The sequence below is a fragment of the Actinokineospora cianjurensis genome, assembly GCF_003663795.1.
In the GTDB taxonomy this organism is placed as follows: domain Bacteria; phylum Actinomycetota; class Actinomycetes; order Mycobacteriales; family Pseudonocardiaceae; genus Actinokineospora; species Actinokineospora terrae.
This window is the reverse complement of the sequence record NZ_RCDD01000002.1, coordinates 1,049,845-1,073,349: the sequence shown is the minus strand read 5'-3', so window position 1 is coordinate 1,073,349 and position 23,505 is coordinate 1,049,845. Positions and strand designations below refer to the sequence as shown.

Here is a 23,505-nt window from a genome sequence, read left to right as displayed (position 1 = left end):
CGAGTGGGCGCGACCGTCCTCTTTCGACGGACGCGCTACACGCTGCGTCGAATACCGGCCGCGGCGATGTCCCCGAGCACGATGTTTCTGCTGGTACGGCTGGTTGGCGAGTGTCCCAAGTGGCACAGTCGAGGTCAGCTGGGCGGGGCGAACCGCCCCTGCGCAGGGAGGAGGCAGCGGTGGCCGTACGACGGACGCTCCCGCTCGGTCTGGTGGTCACCTCGGTCGCGCTGGTCTCGGCGATGACCTCGACCGCGGTCGCCGCCGCGGTCCCCCCGCCGCCGCCCAACCCCAGCGACAGCGAACTCGACACCAGCCGCGCCGCGGCCAAGGAGAAGGCTGGCCAGGTCGGTCGGCTGACCAACCAGCTCGCCGAGGCCGAGTCGCAGCTCATGCGGTTGCAGGCCGAGGTCGAGGCGAAGCTGGAGGACGCCAACAAGGCCCTGGTCGACCTGCACGCCGCCGAGGACGCCGCGGCCGCCGCCCGCTCCGACGCCGACGCCGCCCGCCGCGAGTCCGCGGGCGCGGACAAGGCCGTCGGCGACGCGCGCAAGCAGTTGGACGACTTCGCCGCGGGCAGTTACAAGCAGGGCAACACCATCGGATCGCTCACCGCGTACCTGGGCGCCAAGAGCCCCAAGGACCTGTTGGACCGCGCGCACCTGCTCAACGCCGTCAGCGGCAGCGAGCTTGACGCGATGAACACCATGGAACGCGCCCGCACGCAGAAGGCGAACGCCGACTCCCGCGCGCGGGCGGCACTGAACGTCGCCAACCGGCGACAGACCGAGGCCGAGGATGCCAAGCGCGTCGCCGACAAGGCCACCGCGGAAGCCCAGCGCGCCCAGCAGGACCAGCTCGCCAGGTCTCAACAGCTGTTGGCGGACCGCACCTCGTTCGAGCGCCAACTGGAGGCCGCGCAGGCCGAGGTCGGCGGGCTGGAGAGCCAGCGGGAGCGTTACCAGCGATGGTTGGCGGCCAAGCAGCGCGAGGACGAGGAGAACGCCCGCCAGGCCGCGGCGGGCCGTCCCACGGCGGCGGCCCCGTCGGCCGGTCGTGCGCGCACGGTGATCGAACGCGCACTCTCCCAACTCGGCGTCGAGTACGCCTGGGGCGGCGGCAACAGCAAGGGCCCGACCCGCGGCATCCGCGACGGCGGCGTGGCCGACTCCTACGGCGACTTCGCCAAGGTCGGCTTCGACTGCTCCGGCCTGATGATCTTCGCCTTCGCCGGCGTCGGCGTCCCGCTCCCGCACTACAGCGGCTACCAGGCCACCGCGGGCCGCCAGATCCCGCTGTCCCAGATGGCCCCCGGCGACATGCTCTTCTGGTCCACCGACGGCCGGATCCACCACGTGGCCCTCTACATCGGCGACGGGCAGATGGTCGAGGCCCCGTACTCCGGCTCCGTGGTCCGCATCTCCCCGGTCCGCTACGGCGGCATCGTCGCCCACGCCACTCGCGTCCTCTAGGCCATCTGCGCCCTCTAGACCTCTCGCGCCTCTAGGGCACCTGCGTCCTCTAGGCCGCTCGCGTCGTCTAGGCCACCAGCAAGCGCAGACCCAACTCCGCCGCGTCGAGGCCGACGAGCTCGCGGTTGCGTTCGGCCCACCGGCCGGAGGCGAGGTCGTCGCGGAGTTTGTCGACGGCCCGCTGTTCGGCTTCCGGGCCCACCTTGGTCCACACCGACACCGCGCGGCGCACGTGGTCCTCCAGGTATGCCTCCGGCCTGCGCCAGTACGCCTCGAAGAAGCCGTCCGCGCAGTCCCACGGGATCAGCACCGGCTCCATCCTCGCCCCGATCGCGTCGGCCAGAGCGTGCACCGATGGCCTTCCCTCGATCAGGTTCGCGACCTCGGGCAGGTAGTCCCGGGACAGCCAGAATCTCCGGAGCCAGCCCGCTTCGCTGTCGTCGTGGGTGAACACGACGACCCGCTTCGCGACCCGCCGCATCTCGCGCAAACCGGCGATCGGGTCCGGCCAGTGGTGCACGGTGCTGAACGCCATCGCCGCGTCGAAGGACTGGTCCGCGAACGGGAGGTCCTCGGCGGAAGCAGCCACACACGGGGCCGCGCCTGCCGGTCGCTGCGCGCGCATGACCGCCGAGGGTTCCACCGCGGTGACTTGGCGGTCGGGTGGTTCGTAGGAGCCGGTTCCTGCCCCTACGTTAAGGACCGTGCGCGCGTCTCCTAGCGCCGCCCAGACTTGCGCGGCAATCCGAGGTTCGGTGCGGCGCGTGGCGGGATAAGCGGCTCCGATGACGTCGTACAACTGCTCGTCGAACATCTTCAGCTGCTCCTCTGAGGTTGTTCTACCTGCGGCCGGTTCGTCGACTCTCCTCCAATCGACACTGCCCAACACGCCACGTGGGGGTCAAGGCAACTGCCGGGTGTTCGCGTGCCGCCGGGAGAACCGGGTTGAGTCTCCAGTGGGTGGAAGGTGGACGCTTCTGTCATGGGCGATCCGGGCGAGTTGTTCACCATCGGGCAGTTGGCCGCGCGCACGGGGTTGTCGGTCCGGACGATCCGGTTCTGGTCCGACAGCGGGGTGGTTCCGCCGACGACCAGGTCGTACGGGGGGTACCGGCTCTACGACGTCGAGGCGGTGGCGCGGCTGGACCTGGTGCGGACGCTGCGGGAGCTGGGGTTGGACCTGGAGACGGTGCGCGCCGTGCTGCACCGGCAGGTCACCGTCGCCGATGTGGCGGCGGCGCACGCGCGGGCCATCGACGTCGAGATCAGGGCGTTGCGGGTGCGGCGGGCGGTCCTGCGCTCGGTCGCCGGACGGGGAAGCACAACCGAGGAGATGAGACTGATGCACGAGATGGCCAGGTTGTCCGCGGCGGAGCGCAGGCGAGTGGTCGACGAGTTCGTGGACCGCACCTTCGCCGGGGTCGACGAGACCGCGCCGGGGGCGGGCATCGCCACCGCCATGCGCCGCGTCGACCTGCCGGACGACCCCACCGACCCCCAGGTCGACGCCTGGGTCGAACTCGCCGGACTGGTCGCCGACGAGGACTTCCAGCACCGAGTCCGCCAGATGGCGGTCATCGGGGCAGCGGGTGCCCCACCGGTCCCGCACGACCCGGCCCTGGTGGTCGACCACGCTGGCCCCGCCGAGGCCGCCGGGATCGACCCGGCTTCCCCGCAGGGGCAGGAGATCCTCGCCAGGATCGCGCCCGGTCTGTCCACTGAGGACCGCTCCCGCCTCGCCGACACCATCGAGACGTTCAGCGACCGCCGGGTCGAGCGCTACTGGCAACTCCTGGGAATCCTCAACGGTTCCGCCCCGTTCGAACCCCGCGTCCCCGCCTTCGAGTGGTTCGCCGCCGCCCTCCGCGCCTAACCCCTTGCACGCTGCCGCCTAGCTCCTTGCGACGCTTGCGCCTAGCCGCAACCTTGCGACGACGCGCGTAGTCGAATCTGGGCGCCGTTGGGCTTACCTGCCCATCTACGCGGACACCCCGCTCGCCCTCGCCCCCGCCGAGCGCCCACTGCCCCTAGGCGACGGACCCTGCACCGCGCAGGCCCTCCTACCCCACCCAAGCCGCTTCGCGCGCACGCGGTCCCGACCCTGCCCAGCCCCCACCCACTCCGGGGGGCGTCCCAGTGACAGTCTATCGGCACCCCCCGACAGTCGATCTTCAAGCAGGGGGTCGGAAGATCCAGATGTGGATAACTTCTGTCGCTGAACCGGGTGAATCTGGGGCTTGCCGTCGTGGCGGCGGGCGAGGTGTCGTCGTGGCGGCGGCCGGGGCTTGGGGTGTGCGTTCGCGGTGGGGCACGCGCTCGCCGAGGCAAGGCGGGGGGCCGAGTAGGGCGCGATCGCGGATGGCCGCGGGTCGGGGGGACCGGCCCGCGGCTACTACCCCCGCCCGTGCTGGGGTCGCTCAGTCGAGAGATGGGCAGTACAGCGGTTCGGCGGGGGTCAGGGCCGGTGGCGGGGTGGGGCGGGCGCTGCCGTGGGGGGAGTGGGTGACGGGGGCGGCCTGGTGGGCCGCCGCGGTCATCGGCAGGGTCGCGAGCAGCACGGCGACGGCGCCGAGGGTTCTGGTGTGCGGCCGCATGGTGCGCTCCTCGTGCGGCTGGGGGTCCCGGTCGGACCAGTACACCGCGCCGAGCGGGGGAATCCATGACGCCCTTTCGGGGGTCACCTGTTACGTTGGCCTGCTGCCTTCGTCCACCGACAGTGAAGGAGCACCATGCCTCCCATCAGCGATGACGACCTCCAGCGGGTCATCGTCGGCGAGGTCCGGCCGCATGCGGCGCCGATCACCCTCGCCGAGTACGACCCGCGCTGGCCCGACCTCTACGCCCGCGAGGAGCACCGGGTCCGCGCCGTGCTGGGACTGGTGGCGCGCCGCCTGGAGCACGTCGGGTCCACCTCCGTGCCGGGGCTGACCGCCAAGCCGATCATCGACATGCTGCTGCTCGTGCCGGACGCCGCCGACGAGTCCGGGTACCTGCCCGCGCTGGAGGCCGCCGGGTACGTCCTGCGGGTGCGCGAGCCGGACTGGTTCGAGCACCGCCTGGTCAAGGGCCCCGACACCGACATCAACCTGCACGTCTTCGGCGACGGCTGCCCCGAGGCCGACCGCATGCTCCGCTTCCGCGACCGGTTGCGCGCCAACGACTCCGACCGCGACCACTACGCCGCCACCAAGCGCCACCTGGCCACCACCACCTGGCGCCACGTCCAGAACTACGCCGAAGCCAAGACCGACGTCGTCGCCCAGATCATGGCCAACGCCCGAACCGAAGCCTGACCCGGATCGGGGCCGACTCCGGACCGGGCTCAAGGCACGTTCCCACGCAGAGCCGAGCCCGGCCCGGGCGTCAGCCCAGGAACGCGGGTCGGTGCCATTCCTCGCCGAGGACGTGTTCGGCGAGGAAGGCCAGCACGGTCGCGTACCAGAGGCGGACGTTGTTGGGGGCCAGGATGAAGTGGTTCTCGTCCGGGAAGTACAGGAAGCGGTGCGGGCCGGTGCCGTCCGCGCAGCGGGCCGAGAGGTCCCACCACAGCCGCAGGGCCTCGCTGATCGGGACGCGGAAGTCGCGGGCGCCGTGGATGATCAGCATGGGGGTGGTGATCTTGTCGGCGTGGTGGTGGGGGGAGTTGGCCTCGGCGACCTGGGGGGTCATCTCGCGGCGGAAGTCGTAGGCGATGTCGGCGGTGTCGGTGGAGTGGTCGAGGTCCCACACCGAGGCGTGGGTGACGATCGCGGCGAAGCGGTCGGTGTGGCCCGCGATCCAGTTGGCCATGTAGCCGCCGAACGAGCCGCCCATCGCCGCGGTCCTGGTCGGGTCGAGGTCGGGTCTGCGCAGCGCGGCGTCGGTGATCTCCATCAGGTCCGTGTACGGGGTCTCGCCCCAGGCGCTCCAGCCGCGGCGGATGAAGTCGACCCCGTAGCCGGTCGACAGCGCGGGGTCGGGCATCAGGACCGCGTAGCCCCGCGCGGAGGCGATCCACGGGTTCCACCGCCAGGACCAGTTGTTGCGCGAGAGCACCGGCCCGCCGTGGATCCACAGCAGCAGCGGCGCGGGTGATTCCGGGCTCGCGGTCGCGGGCAGCGTCAACCACGCCCGTAGCGGCGTCCCGTCCGACGCGGTCGTGGTCACCTCGGTGAGCCTGCCGCGCACGTGGGTCGCGATCCCCAGCGCCGACGCCGGGTCCGGCAGCGGGGTGATGTCGCCGCCGGGCAACGAGACGCGCACCGGGACCGGCGGGCTGTCGATCGTCGAGCGCAGCGCGTAGACCCACCGGCCGTCGGGGGAGACGCAGGTGTCGGTGTAGGCGGCGTCGTCGGTGGTGAGCCTGGTCGCCTCGCCGGTGGCCGCGTCGACCAGCCACAGCGGGGACCGGCCGCGGTCGTCGGCGGACACCACGATCGCGGCGCCGTCCGGGGTCCACCGCGCGGTGTGCGGCCACCGGTCCCACGCCGCGGTCAACGCCTCGACCGGCCCACCGTCGAGCGGTACCAGACCGAGCCAGCGGTCGCCGGGGTCGTCGGGGCACTTGCGGCGCTGGACGACCACCGCGACCCGGGTGCCGTCGGGGGACACGCGGGGGGACTCGTACTCGTGGCCGTGGTCGTCGGCGAGGACCCGCCTGGCGCCGGTGGCGACGTCGATGGCGACAACGGTGTGCCGTTGCGAGCCACCCGGTTCACCGACCGCCCACATGGTGACCACGGTCCGGCCGTCCGGGCTGAGGTCCCAGCCGCACTCCTCGCCCAGGGCGCGGCCGACGTGGCCGGTCAGGTCCCGCACGCCGTCGGGTCCGCGCACCAGCAGCCGGGTGCGGTCGGGGCCGAGGTCGTGGTCCCAGTGCCGGATGGGGAACTCCTCGTGCAGCACCGCGGACACACACGCGTCGGCCCGCACGTCCCGCAGCGCGCGGTCGGAGGCCAGGTCGACCGCGGAGGGCAGCATGCCGGAGCCGAACACGATGGTGCCGTCCGCCGCGGTCTGCACGCCGCGGATCCCGCCGCCGGGCCGGACGAGCGGCTCGGGGTCGCCGCCCGCCGCGGGCAGCACCCACAGCGCCGGGCCGTCCTCGGCGGCGGACCGGGTCGAGGTGAACAGCACATCGCCCGATGGTGTGAACCCGGCGCCGGTCTCACCCTCCGGACCCCGGGTGAGCCTGCGCGCCACCCGCTGCCCGCGCGGGTCGACCTCCCACAGCGACCGGGTGTGGCGGGTGCCCGTCTCGTCGGGCAGCGAGACCCCGACGACCAGCCGGTCGCCGTCGTGGGACAGCCACAGCCCGGCCACCTGCGGCATCCGCACGAAGGCGTCGAGGTCGGCCAGCGGCCCGGCAGCCGCCCGGTTCCGGGCGTCGTCGAAGATCACGTCTCCTTATACCGAACCCGGGCCGCCCGCGCGCCCGCCAGGTCAGCCGCCCACCCGGTGAGACGTCCCGTTCAGGGGTACCCCTGAACCGGTGGTCGTGTCGGAAACCGTTGGTGGTGCGGGGTTGTCGGTGAATTGCCGGTAGGCTCGACGTCATGCCACTGACTCTTGAAGAACGTGAGCAGTTCCTCCTCGAACCGCACATCGGGTCGCTCGCCGTGTCCGCCGACGGCGGCCGCGGGCCGCGGCAGGTCCCGATCTGGTACAAGTACGAGCCGGGTGGCCAGCTGTGGATCACCACCAAGTCCACCTCCCGCAAGGCGCGGCTGATCGAGCGCGCCGGCCGGTTCTCGCTGCTGGTGGAGCGCCTGTCGCCGACCATCCGCTACGTCTCCGTCGAGGGCCCCGCCGTCGGTGAACCGGGCAACGAGGACTACCTGCGCGAGATGGCGTCGCGCTACGTCCGCCCCGAGCGCCTCGACGCCTACCTGGCCTACCTCAAGGAGGAGGGCCAGCAGACCGTCTTCCGCCTCAAGGTCGAGCACTGGACCTCCGCCGACCTCGGCCCCGCCTGACCGCCCCGCTGCACGACGCCGCCCGCCTCGAACGGGCGGCGTCGTGGGCTGATCGCCTCTCCAGCGCACCCAGCCGCCTTCGCTCGCGGGTGCTCGTCCCCAACGCCGTGACCTGTCCACAGTCCGATCTCGCCGCTGGTTTCCCCTGCTCAGCGCCAACTAGGCTGGATTCGGGGGCTGCTCAGCGCCGAGGACCACCCGGGACGGCGGCCAAGCCCGCGGAGACCAGGGGGTCGGTCACTAGGGCTCGACGATCGTGAGGCTGGTCACCGCGAACGGTATGGGCCGGGCGGAAACCGTTGCAGCGCAAGGGGGATCAAGCGCTACTCGGGTTCGCCGGGGTCCACCGCGCCCGCGCGTTCGTCGCGGTCGGCCCAGTCGAGCAGGGTGTCCAGGCGGTACTCGGCGTCGTCGATCCCGGCGTGCAGGTCGCCCAGTTCGGCGAAGCGGGTGGGCACGGTGGCGATGGTGCAGTCGCGCGGGTCCACGGCGTCGACCTCGTCCCAGCGCAGTGGTGTGGACACCGTCGCCTCCGGTACGCCGCGCACCGAGTACGCGGAGGCGATCGTGTGGTCGCGCGCGTTCTGGTTGTAGTCCACGAACAACGCCGCCGGGTCGCGGTCCTTGCGCCACCACGTGGTCGTCACGTCTTCCGGAGCGCGTCGCTCGACCTCCCGGGCGAACGCCAGCGCCGCCCGCCGCACCTCGCCGAACGACCACTCCGGGGCGATCCGCACGTAGACGTGCAGCCCCTTGCCGCCGGAGGTCTTCGGCCAGCCCACCGCGCCGAGTTCGTCGAGCACCTCGTTGGCGACGTGCGCGACCCGGCGGACCCGGTCGAACCCGCAGTCCGGCATGGGGTCCAGGTCGATCCGCCACTCGTCCGGGCGCTCGGTGTCGGCGCGGCGCGAGTTCCACGGGTGGAACTCGACAGTGGACATCTGCACCGCCCACGCGACGTCCGCGGGCTTGGTGACGCACAGCTCGTCGGCGTACCGGTTGTACCGGGGGAAGTGCACGCGCACCGTCTCCAGCCACGGTGGCGCGCCGTGCGGGACCCGCTTCTGGTGCACCTTGTCGCCGGTGACGCCCTTGGGGAAGCGGTGCATCATGCACGGCCGCTCCCGCAGCGCGCGCACGATCCCGTCGCCGACCGACAGGTAGTAGTTCACCAGGTCGAGCTTGCTGGCCCCGATCGCCGGGAAGTACACCCGGTCCGGGTTGGACACCCGGACGGTGTGGTCACCGACCTCGATCTCGACCGCCGGGGCGTCCGCCATGGGCACAACGTAACCAGCGCGGCGCGGGCCTGCCAGGGTGTGCGGGGGATGGTCCGGAACTAATTAGTTGACACTGACTAGTCGAGTCGGGATAGTTGGTGTCGGCTAGAGATGAGGATGTGGTGGCCAAGCGACGCGCGGTGGGCAACCCGCTGGCGCTCGCGGTGCTCTCCGGTCTGCTGCTGGAGCCCATGCACCCCTACGAGATGGGGCGCAGGCTCAAGGAGACCGGCAAGGACCGCAACATCAAGTACAACCGGGGCTCGCTCTACATGGTCGTGGAGCAGCTGCGCAAAGCCGGGTTCATCGCCGAGCAGGAGACGGTGCGGGACACGGCGCGGCCGGAGCGCACCGTCTACGCGCTCACCGAGGGCGGCCGGGCGGAGCTCTACGACTGGATGCGCGAGCTGGTCGCCGAACCCGAGCACGAGTACCCGCGGTTCGGCGTCGCGCTGTCGCTGCTCGGCGTGCTCGAACCGGGGGAGGCCGTCGAGCTGCTCGGCACCCGGCTGGTCGCACTCGACCGGGAGGCCGCCGAGATCACCGCCGACACCGCCCAGGCGAAGGCGCAGGGCCTGCCGTGGGTCTTCCTCGTGGAGGAGGACTACCGGCTCGCGCTGATCGAGGCCGAGCGGCGGTTCGTCAGCACCCTCATCGACGGCCTGAAGGCGCCGGAATACCTCCGCGCCTGGCAGGAAGCGTTGGGAGAGGGGACACCATGGAGCGCACCGGAGCGCTGAACAGGTCAACACAGGGCACGGCAGCAGTGAACACGTCAGCACAGGGCACGGCAGCAGTGCGAACGGCGCTGGTCATCGGCGGCGGTATCGCGGGGCCGGTCACGGCGGCGGCGCTGCGCCGGGCCGGGGTCGCGGTGACGGTCTTCGAGGCGCACGCCGAGGCGGCGGACGGGGTCGGCGGGATGCTGATGGTCGCGCCCAACGGGCTCGACGCGTTCGCCGCGGTCGGCGTGGGGGAGCAGGTCGGCGCTCTCGGGCAGCCGACCACCACGATGGTGATGGAGGACTTCCAGGGCAGGAAGGTCTTCGCCTTCGACGGTCTGCCGGGTCTGCCCGCGAGCCGCACCATGTGGCGCTCGGACCTCTACCGGGTGCTGCACGACCGCGCCGTGGAGCTGGGCGCGAAGGTCGAGTACGGCAAGCGGCTCGTCGGTGTCGAGGAGAGCCCTGACTCGATCACCGCCGTGTTCGCCGACGGCACCACCGCCACCGCGGACCTGCTGGTCGGCGCGGACGGCATCCGCTCCACGGTCCGCACCCTGATCGACCCGGACGCGCCGGGCCCGGAGCCGGTGGGCCTACTCGGCATCGGCGGCTGGGGTCCGCCGGTACCCGGCATCGGCGGGTCCGAGGTCATGCACTTCGCGCAGGGCAAACGCGCCTTCTTCGGCTACTGGGGGACACCCGGCGGCGACACGGCGTGGTTCAGCAACCTCCCGCACCAGGGGGCGATGTCGACCACCCAGGCCCGCGAGGTGCCCGCCGAGGAGTGGCTGCGCCGACTGCGCGAGGCCCACGCGGGCGACCACCCGGCCGAGTCGGTGCTGGCGGGTGCGCGGGACCTGCAGGTCACCGGCGCCCTGGAGATCCTGCCCTCGGTCCGCCACTGGCACCGTGACCGCATGGTCCTCGTCGGCGACTCCGCGCACGCCCCGTCCCCCAGCTCCGGCCAGGGCGTGTCGATCACCGCCGAGAGCGCCGTCGAACTGGCCAGGTGCCTGCGTGACCGCCCGGACCTGCCCAGCGCCTTCGCCGCCTACGAACAGCTCCGCCGCCCCCGCACCGACAAGATCATCGCCGGCGCCCGCCGCACCAACAACTCCAAGGCAGCGGGCCCGGTCGCCAGGGCGGTCAGCCGCGCGTTGACCCCACTGCTGACCCGCACCCTGTTCACCCCGAAGCGCATCTTCGGCGACATCCACGCCCACACGATCAACTGGGACGAGAGGGTCGACGCTTGAGCGCTGCCCGGCACGGCAGCGCCTAGGCTCGGGGCGTGCGGTGGGCGGCGGTGGTCTTGGCCGGGGGGAAGGCAACCCGGATGGGTGGTGTGGACAAGGTCGCGCTCGTCGTCGGGGGGCTTTCGTTGCTCGACCGGGTGCTCGCCGCCGTCGTGCACGCCGACGAGGTGGTGGTCGTCGGTCCGTCGCGGCCGACCGTCCACCCTGTCCGGTGGATCCGCGAACCCGAGCCGGGCACCGGGCCGGTCGCGGGTCTGGCTGCCGGGCTCGGCCTCGTCACCGCGGAGGTCGTCGTGCTGCTCGCGGCCGACCTGCCCGCGCTAACGAAAGCCACCGTCGACCGCCTCCGTGCCACGCCACCCGCCGTCCTCGTCGACCGCGGCGGGCGCGACCAGTGGCTGCTCGGCGCCTGGCCGACCGGCGCTCTCCGCGCGGCGATGCCCGCCAGGCCCGCCGACGCCGCACTGCGTAAGGTCCTCACAGGACTCGCGCCGGTCCGCCTCCCCGATCTCGACGGCAGCGCACGCGACGTGGATCACCCGGGGGACCTGGCCGATCACGTTCCCAGTACCGGGGCCCCGTTCCCAGAGTGAGTTCACAGGGCTCACACCGGTGTTCCGGTTGGCTGTACGCGGTAGACCGCGAGGTCTGTCGTGAGATCCACGAGGAGGATGCCGGTGACCGACCCCGGGCAGGCCGAGGCGCCCACGACCCCCGCGCGTGACGCGCAACTGCTCGAACGCACCGTGTTCGAGGTCAAGCGGGTGATCGTCGGGCAGGACCGCCTGGTCGAGCGGATGCTGGTCGGCCTGCTGGCCAAGGGGCACCTGCTGCTCGAGGGCGTGCCCGGCGTGGCCAAGACGCTCGCGGTGGAGACCTTCGCCAGGGTCGTCGGCGGGTCGTTCTCCCGCGTCCAGTTCACCCCCGACCTGGTGCCTGCCGACATCCTCGGCACGCGCATCTACCGGCAGGGCAGCGAGCGCTTCGACGTCGAACTCGGCCCGGTCGTGGCCAACTTCGTGCTCGCCGACGAGATCAACCGCGCGCCGGCGAAGGTGCAGTCGGCGATGCTCGAGGTGATGGCCGAGCGGCACGTGTCCATCGGCGGCAAGACCTTCCCGATGCCCACCCCGTTCCTGGTGCTGGCCACCCAGAACCCGATCGAGAACGAGGGCGTCTACCCGCTGCCGGAGGCCCAGCGCGACCGGTTCCTCTTCAAGATCATCGTCGAGTACCCGACGGTGGAGGAGGAGCGCGAGATCGTCTACCGGATGGGCGTGACCCCGCCGGAGCCGAGCCAGGTGCTCACCCCGGAGGAACTGAGCCGCCTGCAGTCGGTGGCCGCCAACGTCTTCGTCCACCACGCGCTGGTCGACTACACCGTCCGGCTCGTGCTCGCGACCCGCACCCCGGCCGAGCACGGCCTCGCCGACGTCGCCGGCTGGATCGCCTACGGCGCCTCGCCGCGCGCCAGCCTCGGCATCGTCGCCGCCTCCCGCGCGCTCGCCCTGGTCCGCGGCCGCGACTACGTGCTGCCCCAGGACGTCGTCGACGTGGTGCCCGACGTGCTGCGCCACCGGCTCGTGCTGTCCTACGACGCGCTCGCCGACGGGGTGCCCATCGACCACATGATCTCCCGCGTCCTGCAGACCGTGCCGCTGCCGCAGGTGTCGGCGCGCCCGCAGGCCGTCGGCCACCCGACCCCGGCCGGGGTGAACGGCAGGCCGTGAGCAGGCACAGCTCCACCGACGGCGAACGGCCCAGCTGGGTCCCCCCGGTGCTGCGCGGCGACCGGATGGAGGCGGGGCTGCGGCTGCTGGAGATCGACGTCCGGCGCAGGCTCGACGGTCTGCTGCAGGGCAACCACCTCGGCCTGGTCCCCGGTCCCGGCTCCGAACCCGGTGAGGCGCGGCCCTACCAGCCGGGCGACGACGTGCGCCGGATGGACTGGGCGGTCACCGCGCGCACCACGGTCCCGCACATCCGGGAGACCGTCGCCGACCGCGAACTGGAGACCTGGCTGGTCGTCGACCTCTCGGCCAGCCTCGACTTCGGCACCGCGGGCTGCGAGAAGCGCGACCTGGCCGTCGCCGCCGTCGCCGCGATCGCGCACCTGACCAGGGGCGGCGGCAACCGCGTCGGCGCCCTGATCTCCACCGGCGAGCGGATGATCCGGGTACCCGCCCGCGGTGGCCTCGCGCACGCCAGGGGACTGGTGCGCAAGGTCGCCGAGACGCCGCGCGCGTCCGAGGGCGTGCGGGGTGACCTGGCCGAGGCGATCGAGCAGCTGCGCAGGCCGCCGCGGCGCCGGGGACTGGCGGTCGTGATCTCGGACTTCCTGGGCGCCACCGAGTGGCAGCGCCCGATGCGCGCGTTGTCGCTGCGCCACGAACTCGTCGCGGTCGAGGTCGTCGACCCGCGCGACGTCGACCTGCCCGACGTGGGCACCGTCGTGCTGGCCGACCCGGAGACCGGGCGCCAGCGCGAGGTGACCGCGTCCCCGTTGCTGCGCAAGGAGTTCGCCGCGGCGGCCGCCGAGCACCGCTCCGCCGTCGCCGCGGGCATCCGCCGCGCGGGCAGCGGACACCTGGTGCTGCGCACCGACTCCGACTGGATCGCCGACACGGTGCGGTTCGTCGTCGCCCGCAAGCGCCGTTGGTCCGGAGGAGCCGCGTGACACTGAGCCTGCGGAACTTCTCCGCCCCGCTGTGGTTCTTACTGCTGATCGCCGTGGCCGGGCTCGTCGCCGGTTACGTGCTCGTGCAACGGTCCCGGCGCAAGCGGACCCTGCGGTTCACGAACCTGGAACTGCTGGAACGGGTGTCCTCGGCCGGTCCGAGCCGGTGGCGGCACGTGCCCGCGATCGTGCTGGTGATCGCGCTGCTGCTGCTGACCACCGCGATGGCCGGGCCGACCGCCGAGCAACGGGTGCCGCGCAACCGGGCCACCGTGATGCTGGTGATCGACGTGTCGCTGTCCATGGAGTCCACCGACGTCGCCCCGACCCGGCTCAAGGCGGCCCAGGTGGCGGCCAAGTCGTTCGCCCAGGGGCTGACCCCGGGGGTGAACCTCGGGCTGATCACCTTCGCGGGCACCGCCACCGTCCTGGTCGCCCCGACCACCGACCGCGGCGGCGTGGCCAAGGCGATCGACAACCTCAAGCTCGCCCAGTCCACCGCCACCGGCGAGGCCATCTTCGCCGCCCTGCAGTCGATCGAGGGCTTCTCCCAGGTCGTCGGCGGCCCCGAGGGACCACCCCCGGCGCGCATCGTGCTGATGTCGGACGGCAAGCAGACCATCCCCACGGAGAACGAGGACGACCCCCGCGGCTCCTTCACCGCCGCCAAGGCCGCCGCCGACCGCAAGATCCCCATCACCACCATCTCCTTCGGCACCGCCGACGGCACCGTCGAGATCGAGGGCCGGGTCCAGTCCGTCGCCGTCGACGACGGCGCCATGGAGGAGATCGCGGGCCTGTCCGGCGGCGACTTCTACAAAGCCGCCACCGCCGACCAACTCCGCAAGGTCTACGACACCCTCGGCGAACAGATCGGCTACGAGATCAAGGAAGCCGACGCCAGCCGCCCCTGGCTCATCCTCGGCACCCTCGCCGCCCTCATCGCCGCCGCCCTCTCCCTCACCCTCACCCAACGCCTGCCCTGAGCCGGGTAACCCACGCAGCGGGTGATTCTCCCGCTAGCGCCTCGCGGGCTTTCGGGGCTGGGGGAGGGGGACGTGCCGTGCGAGCCAGGACAGCAGGGCGTCGAGTTCTTGGGCTACCGCAAGGACTTGGTCGACCGCTGCGGCAGTGTGGATGGCGTCGTCGGGCCATACGGGGCGGGTGGCGACCAGGGAGCGGTAGCGCAAGAGGTCTGCTCGTGGGTGGTCTGGTGGGTAGTCGCGGGGGCCGCGTTTCATGACGTCGCCGGTTACCTCGAACTGGTCCGGTAGCGCTGCCAGGATCTCGACGAGTTCCGTGCCGGTGGAGTCTTCGGCGACGGCGCTGCGGAATTGGCGGACCTGGCCGGGGTCCGGGTAGTGCCAGGCGCCTTTGACGTGCAGGCCGTCGAGGTCGAAGCGCAGGCCGATCTCGACGTTGCGCGCCAAGCGCACCACCGCGCCCTGGTGCTGCCACCAGAACGGGTCCTTGGCGAAGTGCCACACCGAGAAGTCGGCGTACCGCGGGTCGGCGTCGGCGAGGTCCGAGAGCAGGTCCACCATCGGCGCGCGCACCAGCCGTTCCCGGTCCGCGCGGGTGTCCTCGCGCACCTCGGTCGTGGGAACGCCCTCCAGCTTGTGCAACACATCGAGCGCCTGCACCGGCCAGCCGGTGAACCGTCGGGACATACACCAATTCTATGCGGGCCGCCCAGCCACGAAAGTGTGGCCGACCGAATACGCACGGTGCCTATTTCCGGTGCCCTTTCGGCCGTCCGAGGTAACTCCCTCGACGAACAACGGATCCGCCCCGGAAATGGCTCGCGCGTGTTCCCCCGAATGAGCCAGGACGGCCGACCCGCGCATTCCTGTGTCCTGGCTCACGTCGCGTTCACCCGTCGGTCCGCCCCGGTCCGCCCCCGGGTCGGCGCCGCCCGATAGCCTCCGTGCGGACGTGCTCGCCGGGTGGATGGGATGGCAATGGGACGGTCGGTACTGGTCACGGGCGGCAACCGGGGCATCGGGTTGGCCATCGCGCGCGCCTACCAGGAGCGGGGCGACAAGGTCGCCGTCACCCACCGCGGCTCCGGCGCGCCGGACGGGCTGCTCGGCGTCCACTGCGACGTCACCGACTCCGCCGCCGTCGACGCCGCGTTCACCGAGGTGGAGAACGCGCACGGGCCGGTCGAGGTGCTCATCGCGAACGCGGGCATCACCGACGACACGCTGCTGATGCGCATGTCGGAGGACCAGTTCACCCGGGTCGTCGACGCCAACCTCACCGGCGCGTGGCGGGTCACCAAGCGGGCCACCCGCGGCATGCTCAAGGCGCGCTTCGGCCGCATCGTCTACATCTCCTCCGTCGTCGGCCTGATGGGCTCGCCCGGGCAGGTCAACTACGCCGCCAGCAAGGCCGCCCTGGTCGGCATGGCGCGCTCGATCGCCCGCGAACTCGGGTCGCGCGACATCACCGCGAACGTGGTCGCCCCCGGTTTCGTCGCCACCGACATGACCGACGCGCTCACCGAGGAGCGCAAGCAGCAGATCCTGGCGACCATCCCGTCCGGCCGCTACGCCACCCCCGAGGAGGTCGCCGCCGCGGTCACCTTCCTCACCTCCGACGCCGCCGGGTACATCACCGGCGCCGTGCTGCCGGTCGACGGCGGCCTCGGCATGGGCCACTGACCACCCCACATCTCTCCCCGGAAGGACCCTGCCAAGCCATGACCGGACTGCTCGAGGGCAAGCGGCTGCTGATCACCGGCGTCATCACCGACGCCTCCATCGCCTTCCACGTCGCCAAGGCAGCCCAGGAGCAGGGCGCGCAGGTCGTGCTGACCGGCTTCGGCAGGCTCAGCCTGGTCGAGCGGATCGCCAAGCGGCTGCCCCAGCCCGCGCCGGTGGTCGAGCTCGACGTGCAGGACCAGGAGCACCTCGACACCCTCGCCGACCGGGTCCGCGAGCACGTCGACGGCCTCGACGGCCTGGTGCACGCCATCGGGTTCGCCCCCAAGAGCTGCCTCGGCGAGCCGTTCCTGGACGCGCCGTGGCAGGACGTGTCGGTGGCGCTGGAGGTCTCGGCGTTCTCGCTGAAGTCGCTGTCGGTGGCCGCGCTGCCGCTGCTGGCCGAGGGCTCCTCCATCGTCGGCCTCGACTTCGACGCCAGGGTCGCCTGGCCCGCGTACAACTGGATGGGCGTGGCGAAGGCCGCGTTCGAGTCCACCAACCGCTACCTGGCCCGCGAGCTGGGCCCCAGGGGCGTGCGGGTCAACCTGGTCGCCGCCGGTCCGGTGCGCACCATGGCCGCCAAGTCCATCCCCGGCTTCGCCGACCTCGAGGCGGGCTGGGCCGGCCGCGCCCCGCTCGGCTGGGACGTCAACGACGCCACGCCGGTCGCCAAGTCGGTCTGCGCCCTGCTCTCGGACTGGCTGCCCGCCACGACCGGGTCCATGGTCTGGGTCGACGGGGGCGTGCACGCCCTGGGCATGTGATGGTCGACGCGCTGCTGTGGCTGTCCTTCGGCGGGCCTGAGGGGCCCGCCGAGGTCCGGCCGTTCCTGGAGAACGTCACCCGGGGTCGGGGTGTGCCGCCCGAGCGGTTGGCCGAGGTGGAGGCGCACTACCAGCACTTCGGTGGGGTGTCGCCGATCAACCGGCTCAACCAGGAGGCCATCACCGCCGTCCGGGCTGAGCTGGCCCGGCGCGGCATCGACCTGCCGGTGTACTTCGGCAACCGCAACTGGCACCCGATGGTCGAGGACACCCTCGCCACGATGGCCGCCGACGGCGTGCGGCGGGCGCTCGTGTTCCCGACCAGCGCGTACGGCGGGTACTCGGCGTGCAGGCAGTACCACGAGGACATCGCCCGCGCGCGTGCGTCGGTCGGCGAGGGCGCGCCGGACCTGGTGAAGCTCCGCCAGTTCTTCGACCACCCGCTGTTCATCGCCGCCGTCGCCGACGCGGTGCGGGCGGCCCAGGCCCAGGTCCCGCCCGGCAGCCGCCTGGTCTTCACCGCCCACTCGGTCCCGGAGTCCGCCGACCGCGCCTCCGGTCCGCCCGACGAGGGCGGCCACCGCTACTCCCGCCAGATCGCCGAGGCCGCCCGGCTCGTCGCCGTGGCCGTGGGGGTGGACTCGTTCGACGTCGTCTGGCAGTCCCGCTCCGGTCCGCCGCGGATCCCCTGGCTCTCGCCCGACATCCTCGACCACGTCGACACCCTGCACGACGCGCCCGGCATCGTCGTCAGCCCGATCGGGTTCGTCAGCGACCACCTGGAAGTCGTCTGGGACCTCGACACCGAGGCCGCCGAGAAAGCCGCCGCCCTGGGCATCCCGTTCGCCCGCGCGGCCACGCCCAACGCCGATCCGCGGTTCGCGGAGATGGTGGTGTCGCTCGTCCAGGAACACCTGGCCGAGGCCGAACCCGCCAAACTGTCCGCATTCCCCAGCGCGGGCTGCACCCTCAACGGAACTCTTTGCGCCCCTCTTTGCTGCGAGCCCGCGAAGCGTCCCGCACGCCCTTAGGGCGCGATTCCTAGATCCTCGGAAAGAGCGTGGAAGCGGGATTCGGCTAGAGGGGCGGGGTCTTCGCCGAGCCACGCGAGGTGACCGAAGGTCTCTAGGACTACCTGGCCGTGGATCGCGGTCCAGGCCGCGAACGCCACCGCCGCCGCGTCCGGAGGTAGGTCTACCGCGGCGGCGAACGTGTTCAGTGCGGGCGTGTCCTCTCGGCGCTTGAGGGTGCCGCGGTGCCAAGCGGCGACGATCGGCGGCACGAACGCGGCGCCCACGTCTCGGCTCGCGTGCGACGTCGGGCCGGCTTCGGGTGCCTGGTAGTCCGGGATCGGCGTTCCGTACAAGAGCGCGAACTCGTGCGGGTGGGCCAACGCCCACTCCCGGTACGCCAGCGCCGCCGCCACGAAGGCATCCCCCTCCGCCGCGTCCCTCGCCCGCGCCACTTCCCGCGCCAGCGCCGCGAACCCGTCGGTGATCAGCTCGGTCAGCAGCGCGTCCCGGTTCGGGTAGTAGCGGTACAGACCCGCCGGGCTCATCCCGATCGACACCGCCACCGCGCGCAACGACAGCGCCGCACCGCCGCCCTCCCGCAGGTGCGCCAACGCCGCGGCCTTGATCTCGGCCGACGTCTGCTCCCTGAGCCGTTCTCGCCTGGTCGCCATGTGCGTGAGGGTAGCGCGTTGCGATCAGTGTTCGCAGTGCGCTACGGTGGCTTGCGTGAACACTGATCGCAGTGCAGTTACTGATCGCAAAGCAAGTGGTGAACGCGGACGGGCGGCCGCCGTGTTGTTGCTGGTGGAGGGGGTGCTGCTGTTCGTCCCACTGGTGATCCTCGGCGCCGCCGTCGACTGGCCCGCCAGCCTGGGCGAACCCGCCGCGACGGTCTTACCGCGCGTGGCCGAGAACGAGACCGCTCTAAGACTCGGGTACGTCGTGTACCTCGCCTACTCGGCGTTGTTCCTACCCGTGGCGTTGTGGGCAACTGCAACCCTTGCGCCCAACCGCCAAGACTCACACCTCGCCAAACTCGGCCTGGCCTTCGCCGCCCTCTCCACCCTGGCCCGCTGCGTCGGCATCATCCGCTGGCTCACCACCATGCCCGACCTCGCCCAGTCCTGGCAGTCCGGCACCCACCGAGAGGCCATCGAGGTCCAGTACGACGCCCTGAACTCCTTCGCAGGCGGAGTCGGCGAACTCCTCGGCGTCTCCCTCTTCGCGGCGGGCTGGCTCTTCTGCCTGGCCAGGATCGCGAACATCCCGTTGTGGCTCAGGGTTTTCACCGTGCTCACCGCCGCCGCCCTGGCCCTACCCCTGGTAGAACTCCTCGGCGCCGACGCGGGCCCGCTGATCAGTATCAGCAGCGCCACAGTCCAACTCTGGTTCCTCGCCACCGCCGCCTACGTACTCCGAAGCGGCAAACGACAACCAGCCGCCTAGAGCCTTGATCGAGCCGAACCGCGACAGTGCGGATACACCGAATCGCGATTGGGTTTATACGCCGAACCGCGACAGTGTCGACTACGCCGAACCGCGACAGTGCGAATACGCCGAACCGCGGCGTCGGAGGTGCAGGGGGACCTCCGACGCCGCGGTTCGGTTTTCTCAGGCGCGCAGCCGGACCTCGTGCCGGAGGTCTGGCGCTGTCACCTCGGTGGGGAAGACGGCGGCCACGTAGGAGATGGCGCAGTCGGGGCAGACGGGGCGGGCGGTCGGGCGGTCCTGGTAGCGGGTGTCGACGGGTTGGCCGCACAGGCCCGTGCCGCTGCCGTGCAGGACGACGTGGGCTCGGCCGCCGTGGGTCGTGTTCGTGCCCCAGCAGACCTCGCTTCGGGGGTTCCTCATCATCGCCGCCTCACCCGTGGTTGCTCTGGGACAGGTCGAGACGCGTGTGCAGTGCCCTGCCGGTCTCGCTGAGGGTGATCATGCGGCAGTCGCGCAGGCGGGCGGCGCCGACGACCAGGTGGCCCGCGCTCACCAGCTCGCGCATCCTGGCCGCGAGCCTGCTCTCCACCGGGCTGCCGCGGTCGACGACCTGGTTGGCCTCGGTCATGCCCAGGTCGCCGCGCTGGGCGCAGCGCAGCAGCACGAACCAGTCGCGGGTGCGGGCGGCCTCGTCGGGGGAGCGGCGGCCGCGGCGCAGCCAGATGTCGAGCAGCCGCTCACCGGCGGAGGTCAGACCTGCCTGCAGCCAGCCGTCGCGCGGGTCGGGCACCGCGTCGCCGAAGCCGACGAAGCCGTCGCGGCGCAGGGTGAACAGGGCGCTCACCATCAGCACCCCGAGGTCGTCGGTGCGGTGGCGCAAGGCCGCCGCAGCACCGTAGGCGCCGACCTCGCCGCGCGCGACCATCTGCAGGGCACCCAGGTGGTTGGTGTCCAGCGCCAGCGGCCGGGCGGCCTGCTTGGGGTCGAGTAGTTGTGCGGTCATGGTGTGACTCCGGTGACAGCGGTTGGTCCAGTGCGATCACTATCGGCGACCCGGGCCGCCCGCGCTCATCCCAAAGACCCATAGCACTGGGTTATGTCGCCGGTGATGGCCGCGTTGGCGCAGCTGGGGGCCGCAAGGCCGGTCGTTGGCGACGGCAATCGTCGTGAAGACAAGGGTTTCCCCGGACCTGTGCCGGGAAGATCTACGGGGGCGGCGGTTCCCGGCCGTCGCCGCGGGCATCACCTTGGCGGACGGGGGAATTCGACGAACGGCGGCACGCACGCGGGGTGACCCGGCGGTAGTTTCCCAGCGCCACACCGGTGAACGGGCCACCGCGCCGTGTTCGTCTCCGTGCAAGATGCTGTTCGCAAGCCCACGTACGGTGACCCCTGAGCGTGAGCGCGGGCCACACCGGACAGATCGGGATTGGTCTAGTGGCCCCGAGGGCGGTCGGACCCACCGGTGAGACCCACGCCACGAAGCCGCCCGTGAGCGGCGCTACCGCAGGTCAGCGGCCGACTCGACAGCGGAACCGGTCATCCGCCGGTCACCGGGGAGCGGCGCGGTCCCGGCCGCGGCGAGCGGCCGGGGAGACCGGCAATGGTTTCGATTCAGTGCTTGTCAGCGTGGTCGGAGAAGACCCTGACGGCCTCGTCCACGGCGGCCAGCCTGGCCACCCGCACCGCGTCGAACAGCGGCCGCAGGGCGTCCGCGCGCCTGCGCGCCGAGGACGACGACAGCGCGCCGCCCGGGGCGTCCTCCGCGGCCAGGTCGAGGATCGCCGAGACCTCGTTGGCGCGTTGCAGCACCCGCAGCGCCCGCGGCGGGGTGCCCTCCGGCCACGGCGCCGCCGAGCGGTGCGCGACCCGGGCGGTGATCTCCTCGCGGACCCCGGAGCGGTGCTTGGCGACACCCAGCTCGGTCAGCACGCCCGCGGCGACCCGCATCGCGCCGGTCAGCTCGTGCTCGGCCTCGCCGAGGGGCACGTGCTCGGCGGCGGGGGCCTCGCCGATGTCGAAGGCCGTCCAGCGCAGCACGCCGTCGGCGATGGGCTCGGGGACCAGGCCGATGGGGGCGCCGAGCAGCACCACGGCCTCACCGGCGTGCAGGGCGGTACCGGCGAACTCGCTGCGGCCGCCGAGGCCGCGCACGTCACCGGGGACCGGCAGCACGAGCCGCCCGCCGGTGCACTCGGCGCGGCGGACCGCGGCCAGCAGACCGGCCACCTGGCCGCCTGCCTGACCGCGCAGGGGGACGTCGAGGGAGTCCGCGGTGGACTGGCCGACCGCGACCACGTCGTGCAGCGGCGCCCAGTGGGTGAGCGCGTCGAGGACGTCGTCCGAGGCGGCCGAGCCGTTCAGCCACGCCGAAACCCACACCGCGAAGGTGGCACTGGGAGTTGACACGGGGACCGAGGGTACGCGACCCGCTCCCGACCGGGCAGATCAGCTCCCTAAGCTGCCCGTCATGCGACTGCGCTGGACCCCGGTGCCCGCCGACTGGGCCGACGGTGTGCGCGCCGTGGTGCCGTTCACCCGGTGGGTGCCGTGGTTCGCGCTGGCGCTCGGGGCGTTCTCCGCAGTGCTGTTGGTGCTGGGCCAGAACCTGCCCGGTGTGTTCGGGCTGGTGTGCGCTGTCGTCATCGCCGCCATGCCGTTCATCGCGGTCCGGCATGCCTTCCGCGGTAACCCTGTCGCCGGTCGGACCGTGACCGCGGACATCGACGACCACTCGGTGCGGATGATGACCGCGGACGGCAGCGCCTACAGCGACCTCGTCCTCACCGACCTCACTGGCTGGGTGGAGACTGACCGGAGCTTCTTACTGCGCACCGGGCCGTCGGGCTTCCACCCCGTGCCGGGCCGCGCGTTCGACACCACCGAGGACATCGACCGGTTCCGCGACCTGCTCACCCGTGCCCTCGGTCCGGCGGGCGTGCCACCATCTGCGCCATGAGCAAGCCGTACCGGTCCAGGTTGGAGCGGGTGGGCGAGTCGGCGACGGCCACCACCCTGGAGCTGTTCTTCGACCTGGTGTTCGTCTTCGCGCTGACCCAGGTGACCGCGCTGATGGCCGAGGACCCCACCTGGCTCGGCCTGCTGCGTGGCACCCTCGTGCTCGCCGTCGTGTGGTGGTGCTGGGTCGGCTACTCGTGGCTGTCGAACCTGGTCAAGGCCGACGAGGGGACCGCGCGCACCGCGATGCTGGGCGCCATGGCCGCGATGTTCCTCATCGCGCTGGCCATCCCCGAGGCGTTCGACGACCTGCCGGGCGGGCTGTCCGGGCCGGTCGTGTTCGCCTTCTGCTACCTGCTGGTCCGCGCGGTGCACCTGGTGCTGTTCTGGATCAGCGCCGCGGACGACCCCGGTCTGCGCAAGCAGCTGCTGCGGTTCGCCCCGACCATGCTCGGCGGCACCCTGCTGCTCCTGCTCGCCGCCCAGACCAGCGGCGCGGCGCAGATCGGGCTGTGGGTGGCCGCGGTCGCCGCCGACTACGGCGGCACCTTCGCCATCGGCGCCTCGGGGTGGCGGCTCAACTCCGCCAAGCACTTCGCGGAGCGGCACGGCCTGATCGTCATCATCGCGCTCGGCGAGTCGATCGTGGCCATCGGCGTGGGGGTCACCGCGCTGCCGATCTCCTGGCCGGTCATCGCCGCGGCCACCCTCGGGCTGACCGTCGCGGCCTGCCTGTGGTGGGCCTACTTCGACACGCACGTGCTCATCGCCGAACGCGCGCTGGCCGAGGCGACCGGCGTGGAGCGGGCGAGCATGGCGCGCTCGGCGTTCAGCTTCCTGCACCTGCCCCTAGTCGTAGGCATCGTGATGCTGGCTCTTGGCCTCAAGAAGGTGCTCAACTACGTGGCGGGCGCCAACGGCCACACGGTCGCCGACCACCTCTATGGGCCGCCGCTGTGGGCCTTGTTCGGCGGCACAGCGCTCTACCTGTTCGCGCAAGCCGGGGTTTCCTGGCGCTGCGGCCGCAACCTCAAGCCCCAGCGACTCGCGGTCGGCACCCTTCTTATCGCGGTCACGCCGCTTGTCGCGTTCCTGCCCGCGTTGGTCGCGCTGGCGGTGCTCGCCGCCGTGCTCATCGCCCTCATCGCCTACGAGTGGGTGCACTACCGGGGTGTCCGCGACGAGATCCGGCACGCCGAGCACGAGCCGGCCGACGCCTAGAAACCGCGCGGGCCGGTTGTCCCCAACCCCCGCGGTTGTCCACAGT

General features: G+C 72.0%; 25 protein-coding genes. 16 read left to right on the top strand and 9 right to left on the bottom strand.

Going from position 1 to position 23,505, the window contains the following annotated elements:
* Nucleotides 1-179: 179 nt before the first annotated feature.
* The gene (locus CLV68_RS19280) at nucleotides 180-1,472 is read left to right on the top strand and encodes an NlpC/P60 family protein (RefSeq protein WP_425454864.1); all 1,293 of its coding nucleotides are present in this window, start codon (nucleotides 180-182) and stop codon (nucleotides 1,470-1,472) included.
* Nucleotides 1,473-1,539: 67 nt separating this feature from the next.
* Here CLV68_RS19280 and CLV68_RS19275 read toward each other — a convergent pair whose 3' ends face one another.
* Entirely contained in the window at nucleotides 1,540-2,286 is a 747-nt protein-coding gene (locus CLV68_RS19275; protein WP_211346636.1) for a class I SAM-dependent methyltransferase, read from the bottom strand.
* Nucleotides 2,287-2,454: 168 nt separating this feature from the next.
* Between CLV68_RS19275 and CLV68_RS19270 the strand changes: the two genes are divergently transcribed.
* The gene (locus tag CLV68_RS19270; RefSeq protein WP_121392188.1) at nucleotides 2,455-3,345 is read left to right on the top strand and encodes a MerR family transcriptional regulator; all 891 of its coding nucleotides are present in this window, start codon (nucleotides 2,455-2,457) and stop codon (nucleotides 3,343-3,345) included.
* 544 nt (nucleotides 3,346-3,889) lie between these two features.
* Here the strand turns inward: CLV68_RS19270 and CLV68_RS34040 are convergent.
* Complete coding sequence (locus tag CLV68_RS34040; protein ID WP_170224445.1) at nucleotides 3,890-4,066, bottom strand: hypothetical protein; 177 nt, start codon at nucleotides 4,064-4,066, stop codon at nucleotides 3,890-3,892.
* Between the two features lie 135 nt (nucleotides 4,067-4,201).
* On the opposite strand from CLV68_RS34040, the gene CLV68_RS19260 reads away from it, so the two are divergent.
* Nucleotides 4,202-4,765, top strand: a complete 564-nt coding sequence (locus CLV68_RS19260; RefSeq protein ID WP_121392186.1) for a GrpB family protein — start codon at nucleotides 4,202-4,204, stop codon at nucleotides 4,763-4,765.
* Between the two features lie 70 nt (nucleotides 4,766-4,835).
* Here the strand turns inward: CLV68_RS19260 and CLV68_RS19255 are convergent, their stop codons facing one another.
* Nucleotides 4,836-6,851, bottom strand: coding sequence for a S9 family peptidase (locus tag CLV68_RS19255; RefSeq protein ID WP_246009973.1), 2,016 nt, complete (start codon nucleotides 6,849-6,851; stop codon nucleotides 4,836-4,838).
* A 155-nt stretch (nucleotides 6,852-7,006) separates the two neighbouring features.
* Here CLV68_RS19255 and CLV68_RS19250 point away from each other — a divergent pair, with 155 nt between their 5' ends.
* Nucleotides 7,007-7,426, top strand: a complete 420-nt coding sequence (locus CLV68_RS19250) for a pyridoxamine 5'-phosphate oxidase family protein (RefSeq protein ID WP_121392185.1) — start codon at nucleotides 7,007-7,009, stop codon at nucleotides 7,424-7,426.
* Between the two features lie 323 nt (nucleotides 7,427-7,749).
* Here the strand turns inward: CLV68_RS19250 and ligD are convergent, their stop codons facing one another.
* Nucleotides 7,750-8,706 (bottom strand): non-homologous end-joining DNA ligase, encoded by a 957-nt coding sequence (ligD, locus tag CLV68_RS19245; RefSeq protein ID WP_121392184.1) that lies wholly within the window; start codon nucleotides 8,704-8,706, stop codon nucleotides 7,750-7,752.
* Between the two features lie 122 nt (nucleotides 8,707-8,828).
* On the opposite strand from ligD, the gene CLV68_RS19240 reads away from it, so the two are divergent.
* The 6 genes from CLV68_RS19240 to CLV68_RS19215 all read left to right on the top strand — a co-directional run bounded on the left by CLV68_RS19240 (nucleotide 8,829) and on the right by CLV68_RS19215 (nucleotide 14,350).
* Nucleotides 8,829-9,446 (top strand): PadR family transcriptional regulator, encoded by a 618-nt coding sequence (locus CLV68_RS19240; protein ID WP_121392183.1) that lies wholly within the window; start codon nucleotides 8,829-8,831, stop codon nucleotides 9,444-9,446.
* Nucleotides 9,425-10,687, top strand: coding sequence for an FAD-dependent oxidoreductase (locus tag CLV68_RS19235; RefSeq protein ID WP_121392182.1), 1,263 nt, complete (start codon nucleotides 9,425-9,427; stop codon nucleotides 10,685-10,687). The genes CLV68_RS19240 and CLV68_RS19235 overlap by 22 nt, the downstream gene beginning before the upstream one ends.
* Before the next feature lie 35 nt (nucleotides 10,688-10,722).
* Entirely contained in the window at nucleotides 10,723-11,280 is a 558-nt protein-coding gene (gene mobA, locus CLV68_RS19230) for a molybdenum cofactor guanylyltransferase (protein ID WP_121392181.1), read from the top strand.
* 78 nt (nucleotides 11,281-11,358) lie between these two features.
* Nucleotides 11,359-12,417, top strand: a complete 1,059-nt coding sequence (locus CLV68_RS19225; RefSeq protein ID WP_170224472.1) for an AAA family ATPase — start codon at nucleotides 11,359-11,361, stop codon at nucleotides 12,415-12,417.
* A 65-nt stretch (nucleotides 12,418-12,482) separates the two neighbouring features.
* Nucleotides 12,483-13,364 carry a DUF58 domain-containing protein gene (locus tag CLV68_RS19220; RefSeq protein WP_211346681.1) on the top strand — a complete coding sequence of 294 codons (882 nt, stop codon included), beginning with the start codon at nucleotides 12,483-12,485 and terminating at the stop codon, nucleotides 13,362-13,364.
* Between the two features lie 2 nt (nucleotides 13,365-13,366).
* Complete coding sequence (locus tag CLV68_RS19215) at nucleotides 13,367-14,350, top strand: VWA domain-containing protein (RefSeq protein WP_121392415.1); 984 nt, start codon at nucleotides 13,367-13,369, stop codon at nucleotides 14,348-14,350.
* A 33-nt stretch (nucleotides 14,351-14,383) separates the two neighbouring features.
* Here CLV68_RS19215 and CLV68_RS19210 read toward each other — a convergent pair whose 3' ends face one another.
* Nucleotides 14,384-15,034: a DUF2461 family protein gene (locus CLV68_RS19210; protein ID WP_121392179.1), complete on the bottom strand. Its 651-nt coding sequence runs from the start codon at nucleotides 15,032-15,034 to the stop codon at nucleotides 14,384-14,386.
* 291 nt (nucleotides 15,035-15,325) lie between these two features.
* On the opposite strand from CLV68_RS19210, the gene fabG reads away from it, so the two are divergent.
* The 3 genes from fabG to CLV68_RS19195 are packed head-to-tail and all read left to right on the top strand — an operon-like array spanning nucleotide 15,326 to nucleotide 17,867.
* A complete protein-coding gene (gene fabG / locus CLV68_RS19205; protein ID WP_121392178.1) occupies nucleotides 15,326-16,030 on the top strand; it encodes a beta-ketoacyl-ACP reductase in 705 nt (234 codons plus the stop codon).
* Nucleotides 16,031-16,068: 38 nt separating this feature from the next.
* The gene (gene fabI, locus CLV68_RS19200) at nucleotides 16,069-16,836 is read left to right on the top strand and encodes an enoyl-ACP reductase FabI (protein ID WP_121392177.1); all 768 of its coding nucleotides are present in this window, start codon (nucleotides 16,069-16,071) and stop codon (nucleotides 16,834-16,836) included.
* On the top strand, nucleotides 16,833-17,867 hold the full coding sequence (locus CLV68_RS19195; protein WP_121392176.1) for a ferrochelatase: 1,035 nt from the start codon (nucleotides 16,833-16,835) through the stop codon (nucleotides 17,865-17,867). The genes fabI and CLV68_RS19195 overlap by 4 nt, the downstream gene beginning before the upstream one ends.
* Here CLV68_RS19195 and CLV68_RS19190 read toward each other — a convergent pair.
* Nucleotides 17,864-18,520 (bottom strand): TetR/AcrR family transcriptional regulator, encoded by a 657-nt coding sequence (locus CLV68_RS19190; protein ID WP_121392175.1) that lies wholly within the window; start codon nucleotides 18,518-18,520, stop codon nucleotides 17,864-17,866. The two genes, CLV68_RS19195 and CLV68_RS19190, sit on opposite strands and share 4 nt — an antisense overlap.
* A 121-nt stretch (nucleotides 18,521-18,641) precedes the next feature.
* Between CLV68_RS19190 and CLV68_RS19185 the strand changes: the two genes are divergently transcribed.
* Entirely contained in the window at nucleotides 18,642-19,295 is a 654-nt protein-coding gene (locus tag CLV68_RS19185; RefSeq protein ID WP_170224444.1) for a DUF4386 family protein, read from the top strand.
* Nucleotides 19,296-19,460: 165 nt separating this feature from the next.
* On the opposite strand, the gene CLV68_RS19180 is transcribed toward CLV68_RS19185, so the two are convergent.
* From CLV68_RS19180 to CLV68_RS19170, 3 genes are all read right to left on the bottom strand, one after another.
* Entirely contained in the window at nucleotides 19,461-19,700 is a 240-nt protein-coding gene (locus tag CLV68_RS19180; RefSeq protein WP_147460066.1) for a hypothetical protein, read from the bottom strand.
* 10 nt (nucleotides 19,701-19,710) lie between these two features.
* Entirely contained in the window at nucleotides 19,711-20,283 is a 573-nt protein-coding gene (locus CLV68_RS19175) for a hypothetical protein (protein ID WP_121392172.1), read from the bottom strand.
* Nucleotides 20,284-20,894: 611 nt separating this feature from the next.
* Nucleotides 20,895-21,689 carry a hypothetical protein gene (locus CLV68_RS19170; RefSeq protein WP_121392171.1) on the bottom strand — a complete coding sequence of 265 codons (795 nt, stop codon included), beginning with the start codon at nucleotides 21,687-21,689 and terminating at the stop codon, nucleotides 20,895-20,897.
* Nucleotides 21,690-21,750: 61 nt separating this feature from the next.
* Here CLV68_RS19170 and CLV68_RS19165 point away from each other — a divergent pair, with 61 nt between their 5' ends.
* Nucleotides 21,751-22,239: a YcxB family protein gene (locus CLV68_RS19165; RefSeq protein WP_121392170.1), complete on the top strand. Its 489-nt coding sequence runs from the start codon at nucleotides 21,751-21,753 to the stop codon at nucleotides 22,237-22,239.
* A complete protein-coding gene (locus CLV68_RS19160; RefSeq protein WP_121392169.1) occupies nucleotides 22,236-23,459 on the top strand; it encodes a low temperature requirement protein A in 1,224 nt (407 codons plus the stop codon). Before CLV68_RS19165 ends, CLV68_RS19160 begins: the two co-directional genes overlap by 4 nt.
* Nucleotides 23,460-23,505 lie beyond the last annotated feature (46 nt).